The sequence below is a fragment of the Phycicoccus sp. Soil748 genome (assembly GCF_001428025.1).
GTDB lineage: Bacteria > Actinomycetota > Actinomycetes > Actinomycetales > Dermatophilaceae > Pedococcus.
On record NZ_LMSC01000007.1, the window covers coordinates 481,285 to 495,600 of the forward strand.

The following is a 14,316-nucleotide window of genomic DNA, read 5'->3' on the forward strand; positions in this document are numbered from 1 at the left end:
GCCCCGCCCGGCGGGCCCGCGACTCAGTGGCCCGTCACCGCGGACAGCAGCCGCCCCAGCCGGGCAGGCCGTCCGGTGCGCGCCTCCTCCGCGTCCGCGAGGTGGGCCAGGCGGAGCCCGGCGTTGATGCCGACCCAGCGGGCGGGTTCGGGCTCCCAGCGCCGGCTGCGGTGCCCGACCCACGGCAGCTCGGTGATGGGCGTACGGCGCCCGAGGACGAGGTCGGCGAGGGTGCGGCCGGCCAGGTTGCTCGCCGCCACGCCGTCCCCGACGTAGCCCCCCGCCCAGCCGAGGCCCGTCGACGGGTCGTGGCCGACGGAGGGGTGCCAGTCGCGGGCGATGCCGAGCGGACCTCCCCACGCGTGGGTGAACTCGACCCCGTCGAGCTGGGGGAGCAGGCCGGTCAGCGTGGCACGCAGGTCGGCGAAGACCGTTGCGTCGTGGTCGAACTCGGGTCGGATGCGCGACCGGAAGTGGTAGGGGGCGCCGCGTCCCCCGAACGCGAGGCGGTCGTCGACGGTCCGCTGGCCGTAGATGATGACGTGGCGGTGGTCGGCGAACACCTCGCGGTCGGCCAGCCCGATCTCGCCCCACGTCGACGCGGCCAGCGGTGCCGTGGCCACCATGAGCGAGTAGACGGGCGCGACCGTGCGGCGGTGCCCCGGCAGTCCCGGGGTCCACCCCTCGGTGGCGCGGATGACGTGCCGCGCGCTGACCTGCCCACCCCCGACGAGGCCGACCCGGCCGGGCTCGATCGTCGCGACCCGGACCCCTTCCCGGAGGTCGGCTCCCTGCCGCCGGACGGCGGCCGCGAGGCCGTCGACGAGGCGTCGCGGGTGGACGCGGGCGCAGTACGGCGTGAACGTGGCCCCCAGCACCGACGAGGCGGCGAGGCGCTCGCGCGCCTGCGCCGCATCGAGCCACTGCGTGCCGGTGGCCCAGTCGTCGGCATGGGCGACCTCCGCCCTCGCCCGGGACACCTGGGCGGCCGAGCGCGCGAGCACCACGCTGCCGCCGCGGTGGTAGCCGCAGTCGATGCCAGCCGCTGCCGACGCCCGACCGACCTCGTCGACGGTGTCGCGGAGCTCGGCGAGCATCGCCGCTGCCGCCGCGCGGCCGTGGGCGCGGGCGAGGGTGTCGGGGCCGACCGGCCACAGCGCCGACACCCAGCCGCCGTTGCGTCCGCTGGCACCGAAGCCGACGTGCTCGGCCTCGAGGACCACCACCGACAGCGACGCGTCGGCGAGGAGCAGGTAGTGCGCGGTCCAGAGGCCGGTGAAGCCGCCTCCCACGACGACGACGTCGGCGTGGGAGGGCAGGTCGGACGAGTCGGCCCCGTCCGCCGGCACCGGGGAGTCCGGTGCGCTGGCGTACGGGGCCTGCTCGCCCGCACCCTCCGACCAGAGGGGCAGGGTCACGACGGGCTCAGAGGTGCTGCTCGGCGTCCTTGAGGACGGACCTCAGCCGGCTCTCGATGTCGTCGAACTCGGGCTGGCCGATGATCAGCGGCGGCGCGAGCTGGATGACCGGGTCGCCACGGTCGTCGGCGCGGCAGTAGATGCCGGCGTCGAACAGGGCCTTGGACAGGTAGCCGCGCAGCAGCCGCTCGGACTCCTCGTCGTTGAACGTCTCCCGCGACTCCTTGTCCTTGACGAGCTCGATGCCGTAGAAGTAGCCGGCGCCGCGGACGTCGCCGACGATCGGCAGGTCGAGCAGCTTCTCCAGGGTCGCCCGGAACCGCGGGGCGTTCTCCTTGACGTGGTCGTTGAGGCCCTCGCGCTCGAAGATGTCGAGGTTCTCCATCGCCACGGCGGCGCTGACCGGGTGGCCACCGAAGGTGTAGCCGTGCGGGAAGTAGTTGGTGCCCTTCTTGAACGGCTCGAACAACCGGTCGCTGGCGATCATCGCGCCGATGGGGGAGTACCCGGACGTCATGCCCTTCGCGCAGGTGATGATGTCGGGCACGTAGTTGAAGTCGTCGCACGCGAACATGGAGCCGATGCGGCCGAACGAGCAGATGACCTCGTCGGAGACGAGCAGCACGTCGTACTCGTCGCAGATCTCGCGGACCCGCTCGAAGTAGCCGGGCGGCGGCGGGAAGCAGCCACCGGAGTTCTGCACCGGCTCGAGGAACACGGCGGCGACGGTGTCGGGACCCTCGAACTCGATGGCCTCGGCGATGCGGTCGGCGGCCCAGCGGCCGAACGCCTTCTCGTCCTCGCGCAGGTGCTCCGGCGCGCGGTAGAGGTTGGTGTTGGGGACCTTGAAGGCGCCGGGCACGAGCGGCTCGAACATCTCCTTGGCCGCCGGGATGCCGGTGATGGACAGCGCGCCCTGCGGGGTGCCGTGGTAGGCGACCGCGCGGCTGATGACCTTGTGCTTGGTCGGCTTGCCGGTGAGCTTGAAGTACTGCTTGGCGAGCTTCCACGCCGTCTCGACGGCCTCGCCGCCGCCCGTGGTGAAGAAGACGCGGTTGAGGTCGCCGGGCGCGCCCGCTGCGAGGCGCTCGGCGAGCTCGATGGCACGCGGGTGGGCGTAGGACCACAGGGGGAAGAACGCGAGGTCCTTGGCCTGCTTGGCGGCCGCCTCGGCGAGCTCGACGCGCCCGTGGCCGACCTGCACGACGAACAGACCGGCCAGGCCGTCGATGTACTCGTTGCCGCGGTCGTCCCAGATCTTGTGGCCCTCACCGCGCACGATGATGGGGACGCTGTGGGCCAGGCCGCCCTCGCTGCGGTCCTCGAAGACCGAGTGCCGCGTGAAGTGCATCCAGAGGTGGTCACGGGCCGCCTCGGAGTAGAGCGCCCCGGTCGGGGTGCGCAGGTCGGAGGACGGTTCGTAGGCGGCGGTGGGCTCAGTGGTCATCGGGTACCCCAGTTGTAGTGCTGCTTGTTGAGTTTCAGGTAGACGAAGGTCTCGGTCGTCTGCACGCCGGGAAGCGTGCGGATGCGGGTGGTCAGGAGCTCGAGCAGGTCGTTGTCGTCCTCGCAGACGACCTCGGCGAGGATGTCGAACGACCCGGCCGTGGTGACCACGTAGTCGACCTCGTCCATGGCCGACAGCGCGTCGCCGACGGGGGTGAGGTCCCCGTCGACGCGGATGCCGATCATGGCCTGGCGGCGGAACCCCACCTGGAGAGGGTCGGTCACCGCGACGATCTGCATGACCTCCTGGTCGAGGAGGCGCTGCACGCGCTGGCGCACCGCCGCCTCCGACAGCCCGACGCGCTTGGCGATCGTGGCGTAGGACTGCCGCCCGTCCTCCTGCAGCTGCTCGATGATCGCCTTCGACACGTCGTCGAGGCGCACGTCGGAGCCGTTGCCGGGGGTGCGGGTCACGCCGCCATGGTGTCGGTCGCCGCCGTTTGGCGCAAGTCCCCGCGCTACGGAATCGGTTGCTAATTTGTAAATTCGATGTGGATTTCCGCAATCTCGTGGCGAGAACCTAGTGGAATCAGCGGTAGTGCGGTTACAGTGCAGCCACACGGAATCCGTACCCGAAACGCATGGGAGTGTCAGTGACCGCCACGTCAGAGGCCGCGACCGCGAGCCCCGCGAGCCCGCGCAGGCTGCGCAACTTCATCGACGGCCAGTACGTCGACGCGCAGACGGACGCCACGTCCGACATCGTCAGCCCCGTCACCGCCCAGGTGGTGGCCAAGGCCCCCGTCTCGACCGCCGAGGACGTCGACGCCGCCTACGCGTCGGCCAACAAGGCGTTCGGGGAGTGGGGGCAGACGACCCCCAGCGAGCGGCAGCAGGCGCTGCTCAAGTTCGCCGACGCGATCGAGAAGCGGGCCGACGAGTTCGTCCGCCTGGAGTCGGAGAACACCGGCAAGCCGCACGCCCTCACCGCGAGCGAGGAGCTGCCGCCCATGGTGGACCAGCTGCGGTTCTTCGCCGGGGCCGCCCGCGTGCTGGAGGGCCGCGCGGCGGGGGAGTACATGAAGGGCCACACGAGCTGGGTGCGCCGTGAGCCGATCGGCGTCGTCGGCCAGGTGACCCCGTGGAACTACCCCATGATGATGGCCGTCTGGAAGATCGGCCCCGCGCTCGCGGCCGGCAACACCATTGTCCTCAAGCCCTCGGACACCACGCCGGAGACGACCCTGCTCATGGCGGAGATCGCCTCCGAGTTCCTGCCGCCGGGCACCTTCAACGTCGTCACCGGCGACCGCGACACAGGCCGGGCCGTGGTCGAGCACCGCACCCCCTCGCTGGTCGCCATCACCGGGTCCGTGCGCGCCGGTATGCAGGTCGCAGAGAGCGCCAGCCACGGGCTGAAGCGCGTCCACCTCGAGCTCGGTGGCAAGGCGCCCGTCATCGTCTTCGACGACGCCGACATCGAGGCGGCCGTCGAGGGGATCGCGGTCGCGGGCTACTTCAACGCCGGCCAGGACTGCACTGCGGCCACCCGCGTGCTCGCGGCCCCGCACATCCACGACGACTTCGTCGCGGCCCTGGGGGAGTACGCCAAGAGCTCGGCCAAGGTCGGCCTGCCCGACGACGAGGACGCGCTCCTCGGCCCGGTCAACAACCGCAACCAGCTCGAAAGGGTCGAGGGCTTCCTGTCGCGCCTGCCCGACCACGCCTCGGTCGCCGCCGGCGGCCAGCGGCTGGCCGCCCTCGGCGACGGGTTCTTCCTCGAGCCGACCGTGCTCTCGGGGCTCAACCAGGACGACGAGGTCATCCAGGACGAGATCTTCGGGCCGGTCATCACGGTCCAGCGCTTCACCGACGAGCAGGAGGCCATCCGCTGGGCCAACGGCGTCGACTACGGCCTGGCCTCGAGCGTGTGGACCAAGGACTTCGGCCGCGCCATGCGGGTCTCCAAGGCCCTGGACTTCGGCTGCGTGTGGATCAACACCCACATCCCGATCGTCGCCGAGATGCCGCACGGCGGGTTCAAGAAGTCGGGCTACGGCAAGGACCTGTCCATGTACGGCTTCGAGGACTACACGCGCATCAAGCACGTCATGGCGAACATCGAGAGCTGAGCCACGCAGCCCACTCCCACCCGACCGACCCGTCCCCCTGATCCCACCCCGGCCGTGCGGCAGCAGCGCCGCCCGGCAGACACTCGGAGGCTCCCCATGACCGAGCTCGACAACCTGGCCCTGCGTGCCGCCCTCTCCCGAGGGGTCCTCACCCGGCGCACGGCCATGGCCGGCGGTGCCGGCGCCATCGCGCTGGCCCTGGCCGCGTGCGGCAGCAAGGGCAAGAACCCCACTGCCTCGGGGTCCGGCTCGGCCGCGCCCTCGGCCAAGGCGGCCCAGGACATGTCCGACAGCGAGAAGCTCGTGAACTGGTCCAACTGGCCCGAGTACATCGACGTCGACGACAAGACGCAGGCGCGGCCCACCCTCGTGGCGTTCACCAAGAAGACCGGGATCAAGGTCAACTACACCGAGGACTACAACGACAACGACGAGTTCTACGCCAAGGTCCGCCCGCTGCTCGCCGACGGCAAGGACACCGGCCGTGACGTCTGGTGCAGCACCGACTGGATGGTGGCCCGCCTCATCCGGCAGGGCTACGTGCAGAAGTTCGACCTCGGCAACATCCCCAACCACAAGAACGTCGACGCGTCGCTGATGGACGTCGAGTTCGACAAGGGACGCCTGTACTCCCTGCCGTGGCAGAGCGGGTTCGCCGGAATCGCCTACAACCCGGCGGCAACCGGGGGCAAGAAGGTCGAGTCGATCGACCAGCTGCTGACCGACCCCGCGCTCAAGGGGAAGGTGACCCTGCTGACCGAGATGCGCGACACGGTGGGCCTGGTGATGATGGCGATGGGCAAGAAGCTCGCTAGTTTCACCGACGCCGACTTCAACGCCGCGATCGACGAGCTCAAGAAGGCGAAGGACGCCGGCCAGATCAAGGGCTTCACCGGCAACGAGTACACCAAGCCCCTCGCGTCGGGCGACACGGCGGCGTGCATGGCGTGGACCGGCGACGTCGTCCAGCTCCAGGCCGACAACCCCAAGCTCGGCTACGTCCTGCCCAAGACCGGGGCGACGCTCTGGTCGGACAACTTCGTCATCCCGGCCATGGCCAAGCACAAGAAGAATGCCGAGACGCTCATCAACTACTACTACGACCCTGCCGTGATGGCGCAGGTCGTGGACTACGTCAACTACATCTCCCCGGTCCAGGGCACCAAGGAGGTGCTGCAGAAGGCGGACCCCAGCGTGGCGAGCAACCCGCTGATCATCCCCGACGCTGCGACGCTCGCGAACACCCAGGTGTTCCGGGGGCTCACCGCCGCAGAGGAGACCAAGTACAGCGCGGCCTTCGCCGACCTCTCGGCGGGCTGAGCCGTGGTGGAGACGCTCCAGCAGAGCCCCGACGCGGCCCAGCCGCGACCAGGTCTCCGGACGACCGTCGAGGACCTGCGCCTAGTCGGCGTGAGCAAGGTGTTCGACACGTTCACGGCCGTGCAGCCAATGGACCTCACCGTCCCCGCCGGCAGCTTCTTCGCGCTGCTCGGCCCGTCCGGCTGCGGCAAGACGACCACGCTGCGCATGGTGGCGGGGCTGGAGGACCCGAGCACGGGCAAGATCCTCATCGGGGACCGGGACATCACCGACCTCAAGGCGTACAAGCGCAACGTCAACACCGTCTTCCAGTCCTACGCGCTCTTCCCGCACATGACCGTGCTGGACAACGTCACGTTCGGGCTGAAGCGGCGTGGTGACAAAGACGCGAGGCGCAAGGCGCAGGAAGCGCTCGAGCTGGTGCAGCTCCAGGCGGTCGCCGGCAAGAAGCCGGCGCAGCTCTCGGGGGGCATGCAGCAGCGCGTCGCGCTGGCCCGCGCGATCGTCAACCGCCCGGACGTCCTCCTCCTCGACGAGCCGCTCGGTGCCCTGGACCTCAAGCTCCGCCGGCAGATGCAGATCGAGCTCAAGCGCATCCAGCAGGAGGTCGGCCTGACCTTCATCCACGTCACCCACGACCAGGAGGAGGCCATGACCATGGCCGACTCCATCGCCGTGATGAACCAGGGTGTGGTCGAGCAGCTCGCGGACCCGGCGACCCTCTACGAGAACCCGGCCTCGACCTTCGTCGCCAACTTCCTGGGGCAGTCCAACCTGCTCCGGGCCCGGATCGAGGGCGAGGCCGGCGAGGGTCTGCTGCGCGCCCGGACCCACGACCAGGAGGTCGTGGTGCGACGCGACCGGGTGCCCGAGGGCATCCGGGACGTGTGGGTCGGCGTGCGACCAGAGAAGCTGCGGCTCGGGGAGGACGGGCGCAACACCCTCCGAGGGGTGGTGACCGACGCTTCCTTCACCGGGGTCTCGACCCAGTACCTCGTCAGGATGCCGTGGGACCTTGAGCTCATGGTGGTGCAGCAGAACGACGGTTCGGCTCGGGCCCACGTCGGCGAGACGGTGGCCATGTCCTGGGACCCGGGGCACGAGTTCGTCCTCGACCAGCGTCAGTCTGACACGGCCGGCGCGGACCTGGACGATGAGTAGCGGAAGCGCCGTCCTCCCGTCCGCGGGGCGGCCCCCCGCTCGCAGGGCGCGGGTCAACTGGGTCCCGTACGCCCTGCTGCTGCCGGGCCTGCTGTGGCTGTTCGTGTTCTTCGTCGTGCCGATGATCACGCTGGCGTCCCAGTCCCTCCAGGAGGGTGACGTCGACAACGGCTACACCTTCACGGGCAACGTCGCCGTCTACGGCCAGGCGCTGCAGAACTACTGGCCCCAGCTGCTCCGGTCCATCGGGTACTCCGCGACGGCCACGGTCCTCGCACTCCTGCTGGGCTACCCGCTCGCGTACTTCATCGCGAGCCGGCGTGGCGCGTGGAAGAACATCCTCCTCGTCCTGGTCATCGCCCCCTTCTTCACCAGCTTCCTCATCCGTACGCTCGCCTGGCAGACGATCCTGGCGGACGACTACCTCCCGGCGCGGTTCGCCCGGGCCATCCACTTCACGGACCTCCTGCAAGTGCTCAACCTGTCGGAGAACTCCTCGCTGCTGTCGAGCAAGTTCGCGGTCATCTGCGGCCTCACGTACAACTTCCTGCCTTTCATGATCCTGCCGCTGTTCACGTCCCTGGACCGCCTCGACGGCCGTCTGCTGGAGGCGGCGCGCGACCTGTACGCCACGCCCCGGGAGACGTTCCGCCACATCACCTGGCCGCTGTCGCTGCCGGGCGTCGTGGCGGGCACCCTGCTGACCTTCATCCCGGCGGCAGGCGACTACATCAACTCCAAGCTGCTGGGCAACACCCAGACCGTGATGATCGGCCAGGTCATCGACGCGCAGTTCCTGCGGGTGCTCAACTACCCGCTCGCGGCGGCCCTGTCCTTCGTCCTTCTTGTCCTCATCCTCAGCCTGGTGACCGCCTATGTGCGCCGGGCCGGCACCGAGGAGCTGGTGTGATGGCCTGGGTCCGGAGGCACCTGCTGACCGCCGCAGCGATGGTCACCCTGTTCATCCTCCTGCTGCCCAACGTGGTGGTGGCGCTGTTCGCGTTCAACAAGCCGAACGGCCGGTACAACTACCAGTGGGTCCGGTTCTCGACCGACGCGTGGGCCAACCCGTGCGGCACACCGGGGATCTGCGACTCGCTCGGACTCAGCCTGCGCATCGGCGTGACGGCCTCGCTCGTGGCGACCCTCCTGGGCACGATGGTCGCGTTCGCCCTGGGGCGGTTCCGCTTCCGTGGCCGGGCGACGACCAACCTGCTGATCTTCATGCCGATGGCCACGCCCGAGGTGGTCATGGGCTCGAGCCTGCTGACGCTCTTCGTCGCGATGGGCCTGTCCACCGGTGCCCTCGCGATCCTCATCGCCCACATCATGTTCTGCGTCAGCTTCGTCGTGGTCGCCGTGAAGGCGAGGGTGGCGTCGCTCGACCCGAGGCTCGAGGAGGCTGCTGCCGACCTGGGGGCCACCCCGCTGGCCACCTTCATCAAAGTGACGCTGCCGCTGGTGGCGCCGGGTATCGCTGCGGGTGCGCTGCTCGCCTTCTCGCTCAGCTTCGACGACTACATCATCACCAACTTCAACGCGAGCCCGAGCTCGATCACGTTCCCCATGTACGTCTGGGGAGCGGCGCAGCGCGGGACGCCGGTGCAGATCAACGTCGTGGGCACCGTCATGTTCGTGCTGTCGGTGGGCATCGTCCTCACCGCCCAGCTCATCTCCCGCAGCAGGACGAAGAAGGCGTAGGCCCCATGCGCATCCTCATGATCGGCGCCGGTGGCGTCGGTGATGCCGCCGCGCGCATCGCCGTCGAGCGCGACTTCTTCGAGCTCCTCGTGGTGGCCGACTACGACCTCGCCCGGGCCAAGGCGACGGTGGCTGCGGCCTCGTCCCGGCGGGACGGCGAGTCGCGGCTGGTCGCAGACCAGGTCGACGCCTCCGACGGGGCTGCGGTCGCGGCCCTGGCGCTCAAGCACGGGGCGACGCACGTGTTCAACGCCGTCGACCCGCGGTTCGTGATGCCGATCTTCCGCGGGGCGCTGGCAGCCGGTGCCGGCTACCTCGACATGGCGATGAGCCTGTCGCAGCGCCACCCGCAGGAGCCCTGCTCCCAGGTCGGGGTCAAGCTCGGCGACGAGCAGTTCGCGATGGCGGGGGAGTGGGAGTCGGCCGGCCAGTTGGCCCTGCTCGGCATGGGCGTCGAGCCCGGCCTCTCCGACGTCTTCGCCCGCTATGCCGCGGACCACCTGTTCTCCCACATCGAGGAGCTCGGCACCCGCGACGGCGCCAACCTTGCCGTCCTCGACGAGGACGGCAACGAGACCTTCGCCCCGGGCTTCTCCATGTGGACGATCATCGAGGAGTGCCTCAACCCTCCCGTGGTCTGGGAGAAGGCCCGGGCGGCCGCGGCCGGCGGTGACGTCGAGGCCGGGTTCTTCACCCTGCCGGCGTTCAGCGAGCCCGAGGTCTTCGACTTCCCCGAGGGCATCGGGCCGGTCGAGTGCGTGCACGTCGAGCACGAGGAGGTCCTGCTCATGCCGCGGTGGGTCGACGCCGACCGCGTCACCTTCAAGTACGGCCTCGGTGAGGAGCTCATCACCATCCTGCGCACCCTGCACACGCTCGGGCTCGACCGCACCGACCCCGTCAGCGTCAAGGGGGTCCAGGTCTCCCCGCGCGACGTCGTCGCGGCGGTCCTGCCCGATCCGGCGACCATCGGCCCCCGCATGAAGGGCAAGACCTGTGCCGGGCTCTGGGTCACGGGCACCGGCAAGGACGGCAGCCCGCGGCGCACCTACCTCTACCACGTGTCCGACAACGAGGACACGATGCGCGAGTACGGCGCGCAGTGCGTGGTGTGGCAGACCGCGGTCAACCCCGTGGTCGCCCTCGAGCTCATCGCCACCGGGGTCTGGAAGGGCGCAGGCGTGAGGGGCCCGGAGTCCTTCGACGCGGTGCCGTTCCTGGAGCTGCTCGGGGCGCCGAAGCCCGAGGGCTACGGGTCGCCCTGGGGCATGGAGGACCGCTGAAGCCGTTGAGGCGCAACCGGACTAGGGTCGGACCATGACGCGATACGGGCAGCAGTACGGTCCCGACTTCACCTTCCTCGGGGTCGACCGGTGCGACCTCGACGACGAGTCCACGTATGCCGGCGCCGACGTCGTCATCGTGGGCGCGCCCTTCGACGGCGGCACCTCGCACCGCCCCGGCACGCGCTTCGGTCCGCAGGCGATCCGGATGACCGACTACCTGCCCCACGACGGCTCGCGTCCCTCCTTGGCGCTGCGCACCGACGGCCTCGTCGACCTCAAGGTCCTCGACGCGGGTGACGTCGAGATGTACTCCGGCGACATCGAGCGCTCCCTGCCCAAGCTCGAGGCGGCGGTCGAGAAGGTGGCGCGGGCGGGCGCCATACCAGTCGTGCTCGGGGGCGACCACTCCATCGCCTTCCCCGACGCCAAGGGCGTCGCCAACGTGCTGGGCCACGGACGCGTCTCGATGATCCACTTCGACGCCCACGCCGACACCGGCGACATCGAGTTCGGGTCCCTGTGGGGTCACGGGCAGCCCATGCGACGGCTGATCGAGTCCGGCGCCTTGCGCGGCGACCGGTTCCTCCAGGTCGGGCTGCGCGGCTACTGGCCGCCACCGGAGACGCTCGACTGGATGGCCGGGCAGCAGATGCGCTCGTTCGAAATGACCGAGATCGTCCACCGCGGCCTGCAGGAGTGCCTCACCGAGGCGTTCACCATCGCCACCGACGAGTGCGAGGGCGTCTTCCTCTCCGTCGACATCGACGTCTGCGACCCCGGGCACGCGCCTGGGACGGGCACGCCGGAACCGGGCGGGCTGTCGGCGCGAGAGCTGCTCGACTCGGTGCGCAGGATCTGCCTCGAGCTGCCGGTGGTCGGCGTCGACGTCGTGGAGGTCAGCCCTCCCTACGACCACGCCGACATCACCGCCGCGCTCGCCAACCGCGTCGTCCTCGAGGCGCTCTCGGCGATCGCCCGCCGTCGGCGCGACGCCCGCGACGGGACGCGGTGGGACCCGGCGCAGCCCCTGCTCGCGGGCCGCGCGGGCGCCATACCCGAGGGCCACATCCCGGGCCACCACCACACCCACGAGACGCACGACCAACCGCACGACCACGCTCACGACCACGCACCCACGGAGGAGCAGTCCTGATGGCCACCACCCAGAAGTCGCTCGTCGAGTCCGTCCCGAAGGGCTTGTTCATCGGCGGTCGCTGGCGCGACAGCAGTGACGGCACGACCCTCGCGGTGGAGGACCCCTCCAGCGGGTCCGTCCTCGCGCACGTCGCCGACGCCACGGTCGCCGACGGCAAGGCCGCGCTCGACGCAGCCGTTGCAGCGCAAGGGGACTGGGCCGCGACGCCGCCCCGGGACCGTGGGGAGATCCTGCGCGCGGCGTTCGAGAAGATCACCGAGCGCGCCGAGGACTTCGCCACCCTCATGACCCTCGAGATGGGCAAGACCCTGCTCGAGTCCCGGGGCGAGGTGACCTACGGCGCCGAGTTCTTCCGGTGGTTCTCCGAGGAGGCCGTGCGCATCAGCGGCCGCTGGTCGACCGCCCCCAACGGCGCCACCCGCCTGCTCACGATGAAGAAGCCCGTCGGGCCCACGCTGATGATCACGCCGTGGAACTTCCCGCTCGCCATGGGCACCCGCAAGATCGGCCCGGCGATCGCGGCCGGCTGCACCATGGTGGTCAAGCCCGCCAGCCAGACGCCGCTGACGATGCTGGCCCTGGCCGAGCTGCTGCGTGAGTGCGGCCTGCCCGACGGCGTCCTCAACGTCATCACCACGACCCGCACCGGCGACGTCATCGAGCCGGTCATCCGTGACCCGCGGCTGCGCAAGCTCACCTTCACCGGCTCCACGGCCGTCGGCCGCCGCCTGGTCGAGCAGTCGGCCGAGCAGCTGCTGCGCGTCTCCATGGAGCTCGGGGGCAACGCCCCGTTCATCGTGTTCGAGGACGCCGACCTCGACCGGGCCGTCGAGGGCGCCATGCTCGCCAAGATGCGCAACATCGGCGAGGCCTGCACCGCGGCCAACCGGTTCTACGTGCACGAGAGCGTGGTCGACGACTTCGCCGAGCGGCTGGCCAAGCGGATGGGCGCCCTCACCCTGGGCAAGGGCACCAAGAAGGGCGTCGACGTCGGCCCGCTCATCGACGGCAAGGCCCGCGACGGCGTGGCCGAGCTGGTCGAGCACGCCCGCGCCCAGGGCGCGACCATCGTCACCGGCGGCAAGGCGGCTCCCGGGCGTGGCTACTTCTACGAGCCCACCGTCATCACCGGCGTCCGCAAGGACGCGCGGATGATGACCGAGGAGATCTTCGGCCCCGTCGCGCCGATCGCCTCGTTCCGCACCGAGAAGGAGGCCATCGACCTCGCCAACGGCACGGAGTACGGCCTGGCCTCCTACGTGTTCACCAACGACCTCAGCCGGGTCATCCGGGTCAGCGAGGCGCTGGAGTACGGGATGATCGGCATCAATCAGGGCATCATCTCCAACCCCGCCGCCCCGTTCGGCGGCGTCAAGGCGTCCGGCTTCGGCCGCGAGGGCGGGTTCGAGGGGATCGAGGAGTACCTCGAGACCACCTACGTCGGCATCGCCCCGTGAGCTGACGTGAGCTGACCCTGACCTGACCTGAGGTGACCTGAGGTGACCCGGACCTGACCTGCGGGGACTAGGCCCTGGCTCGGCCCCCGCCTGTCGAGATCGCCCGGCTGAATGTGGCAGAACTGCCCCCGTCAGCCGGGCGATCGCGGTTCAATCGGTGCCATGACCAGCCTCGACCCCGTGGAGGCCCCGGCAGCCCCTGCCGAGGTCGCTCCGCACAGCCGTACCGCCCCCCGCCTGCGGTCGCTCACGGACGTCCTCAACGAGACCGACGAGAAGATGCGGACGGGCCGTGCGGCCGGTGCGAGGGTGTGGCCCACGGGCTTCGAGACCCTCGACGTCGCCCTCACCGGCGGCTTCCGGTCGGGTGAGCTCATCCTGCTCGGTGGCCCCCAGGGCCTGGGGAAGACGGCGATGGCGCTGCAGATGCTGCGCAACGCCCTCACCGCCCACCGGTCGGCCGTCTACTTCTCCTACGAGCACGACGCGCACAGCATCCTCGAGCGCCTGCTCGCCATCGAGGCCGGCGCGGTCGCAGGCTCCGAAGGAATCAGCCTGACCAAGATCAGGCAGCGGTTCGAGGCCCGGCACAGCAATGCCCACTCGATGCGGGAGCGGTTCGAGACGGCGACCGGTGGTCCGGAAGCCGTCGCCGCGATGGAGGGCTACGGCGACCACCTGCACGTCCACACCTCCAGCGGCCTGCACACCACCCTCGACGAGATCCGGTCCACCATCGAGGCCGTCGTGCGCAGCGAGGCGCAGCCGCCGCTCGTCCTCGTCGACTACCTCCAGAAGGTGCCGGTCGCCGGGTTCACCGGCACCGAGGAGGAGCGGGTCTCCGTCGTGGTCGAGCGGCTCAAGGACCTCGCGCTCGAGTTCGAGGTGCCGGTGCTGGCCATCGTCGCCGCCGAGAAGGGCAGCCTCGGCTCCGGCAAGCGGATGCGGGTCAACGACCTGCGCGGCTCCTCCGCCCTGGCCTACGAGTCCGACGTCATCCTCATCCTCAACGACAAGTACGACGTCGTGGCCAAGCACCACCTCGTCTACCACCTCGAGAACGCAGAGCGCTTCCGGCAGTGGGTGGTGATGTCGATCGAGAAGAACCGCAGCGGCGTCGACCAGATCGCCATGGAGTTCCGCAAGCGCTTCGAGCAGGGGCGGTTCGAGCCCGAGGGACGCATCGTCGAGGAGCAGCTCATCGAGGAGCGCGTCTTCCGCGAGTAGTCCTGCTGCGAC

Annotated in this window: 12 protein-coding genes; 9 read left to right on the forward strand and 3 right to left on the reverse strand. The window is 70.1% G+C overall.

The genetic code is table 11. The annotated features are described in order from the left end of the window. Window positions 1–23 precede the first annotated feature (23 nt). Genes ASG70_RS10035 through ASG70_RS10045 form a run of 3 tightly spaced genes read right to left on the reverse strand, consistent with a single transcriptional unit; the run spans window position 24 to window position 3,338 of the window. Window positions 24–1,418, reverse strand: coding sequence for an FAD-binding oxidoreductase (locus tag ASG70_RS10035; protein ID WP_235531433.1), 1,395 nt, complete (start codon window positions 1,416–1,418; stop codon window positions 24–26). 7 nt (window positions 1,419–1,425) lie between these two features. Beyond that, a complete protein-coding gene (locus tag ASG70_RS10040) occupies window positions 1,426–2,865 on the reverse strand; it encodes an aspartate aminotransferase family protein (protein ID WP_056883670.1) in 1,440 nt (479 codons plus the stop codon). Continuing rightward, a complete protein-coding gene (locus ASG70_RS10045) occupies window positions 2,862–3,338 on the reverse strand; it encodes an Lrp/AsnC family transcriptional regulator (RefSeq protein ID WP_056883671.1) in 477 nt (158 codons plus the stop codon). The genes ASG70_RS10040 and ASG70_RS10045 overlap by 4 nt, the downstream gene beginning before the upstream one ends. A gap of 179 nt (window positions 3,339–3,517) precedes the next feature. Between ASG70_RS10045 and ASG70_RS10050 the strand changes: the two genes are divergently transcribed. The 9 genes from ASG70_RS10050 (at window position 3,518) to ASG70_RS10090 (ending at window position 14,304) form a co-directional block, all read left to right on the forward strand. Then, window positions 3,518–4,996, forward strand: coding sequence for a gamma-aminobutyraldehyde dehydrogenase (locus tag ASG70_RS10050; RefSeq protein WP_235531434.1), 1,479 nt, complete (start codon window positions 3,518–3,520; stop codon window positions 4,994–4,996). 96 nt (window positions 4,997–5,092) lie between these two features. Then, a complete protein-coding gene (locus tag ASG70_RS10055) occupies window positions 5,093–6,316 on the forward strand; it encodes a spermidine/putrescine ABC transporter substrate-binding protein (RefSeq protein WP_056883673.1) in 1,224 nt (407 codons plus the stop codon). A 75-nt stretch (window positions 6,317–6,391) separates the two neighbouring features. After that, the gene (locus tag ASG70_RS10060; RefSeq protein WP_056884127.1) at window positions 6,392–7,477 is read left to right on the forward strand and encodes an ABC transporter ATP-binding protein; all 1,086 of its coding nucleotides are present in this window, start codon (window positions 6,392–6,394) and stop codon (window positions 7,475–7,477) included. Next, on the forward strand, window positions 7,470–8,387 hold the full coding sequence (locus ASG70_RS10065) for an ABC transporter permease (protein ID WP_056883674.1): 918 nt from the start codon (window positions 7,470–7,472) through the stop codon (window positions 8,385–8,387). Before ASG70_RS10060 ends, ASG70_RS10065 begins: the two co-directional genes overlap by 8 nt. Continuing rightward, entirely contained in the window at window positions 8,387–9,178 is a 792-nt protein-coding gene (locus ASG70_RS10070; protein WP_056884128.1) for an ABC transporter permease, read from the forward strand. The genes ASG70_RS10065 and ASG70_RS10070 overlap by 1 nt, the downstream gene beginning before the upstream one ends. A 5-nt stretch (window positions 9,179–9,183) precedes the next feature. Then, window positions 9,184–10,461 carry a saccharopine dehydrogenase family protein gene (locus tag ASG70_RS10075; RefSeq protein ID WP_056883675.1) on the forward strand — a complete coding sequence of 426 codons (1,278 nt, stop codon included), beginning with the start codon at window positions 9,184–9,186 and terminating at the stop codon, window positions 10,459–10,461. 34 nt (window positions 10,462–10,495) lie between these two features. Next, a complete protein-coding gene (gene speB, locus ASG70_RS10080; protein ID WP_082590445.1) occupies window positions 10,496–11,617 on the forward strand; it encodes an agmatinase in 1,122 nt (373 codons plus the stop codon). Continuing rightward, window positions 11,617–13,077, forward strand: coding sequence for an NAD-dependent succinate-semialdehyde dehydrogenase (locus ASG70_RS10085; protein ID WP_056883676.1), 1,461 nt, complete (start codon window positions 11,617–11,619; stop codon window positions 13,075–13,077). The genes speB and ASG70_RS10085 overlap by 1 nt, the downstream gene beginning before the upstream one ends. A 162-nt stretch (window positions 13,078–13,239) precedes the next feature. Further along, a complete protein-coding gene (locus ASG70_RS10090) occupies window positions 13,240–14,304 on the forward strand; it encodes a DnaB-like helicase C-terminal domain-containing protein (RefSeq protein ID WP_082590446.1) in 1,065 nt (354 codons plus the stop codon). The last annotated feature ends 12 nt before the right edge of the window (window positions 14,305–14,316 follow it).

Coding starts and splice junctions, on each gene's coding strand:
- speB (WP_082590445.1), top strand. CDS start 10,496: ATGACGCGATACGGGCAGCAGTACGGTCCCGACTTCACCTTCCTCGGG.
- ASG70_RS10075 (WP_056883675.1), top strand. CDS start 9,184: ATGCGCATCCTCATGATCGGCGCCGGTGGCGTCGGTGATGCCGCCGCG.
- ASG70_RS10055 (WP_056883673.1), top strand. CDS start 5,093: ATGACCGAGCTCGACAACCTGGCCCTGCGTGCCGCCCTCTCCCGAGGG.
- ASG70_RS10040 (WP_056883670.1), bottom strand. CDS start 2,865: ATGACCACTGAGCCCACCGCCGCCTACGAACCGTCCTCCGACCTGCGC.
- ASG70_RS10085 (WP_056883676.1), top strand. CDS start 11,617: ATGGCCACCACCCAGAAGTCGCTCGTCGAGTCCGTCCCGAAGGGCTTG.
- ASG70_RS10090 (WP_082590446.1), top strand. CDS start 13,240: ATGACCAGCCTCGACCCCGTGGAGGCCCCGGCAGCCCCTGCCGAGGTC.
- ASG70_RS10065 (WP_056883674.1), top strand. CDS start 7,470: ATGAGTAGCGGAAGCGCCGTCCTCCCGTCCGCGGGGCGGCCCCCCGCT.
- ASG70_RS10070 (WP_056884128.1), top strand. CDS start 8,387: ATGGCCTGGGTCCGGAGGCACCTGCTGACCGCCGCAGCGATGGTCACC.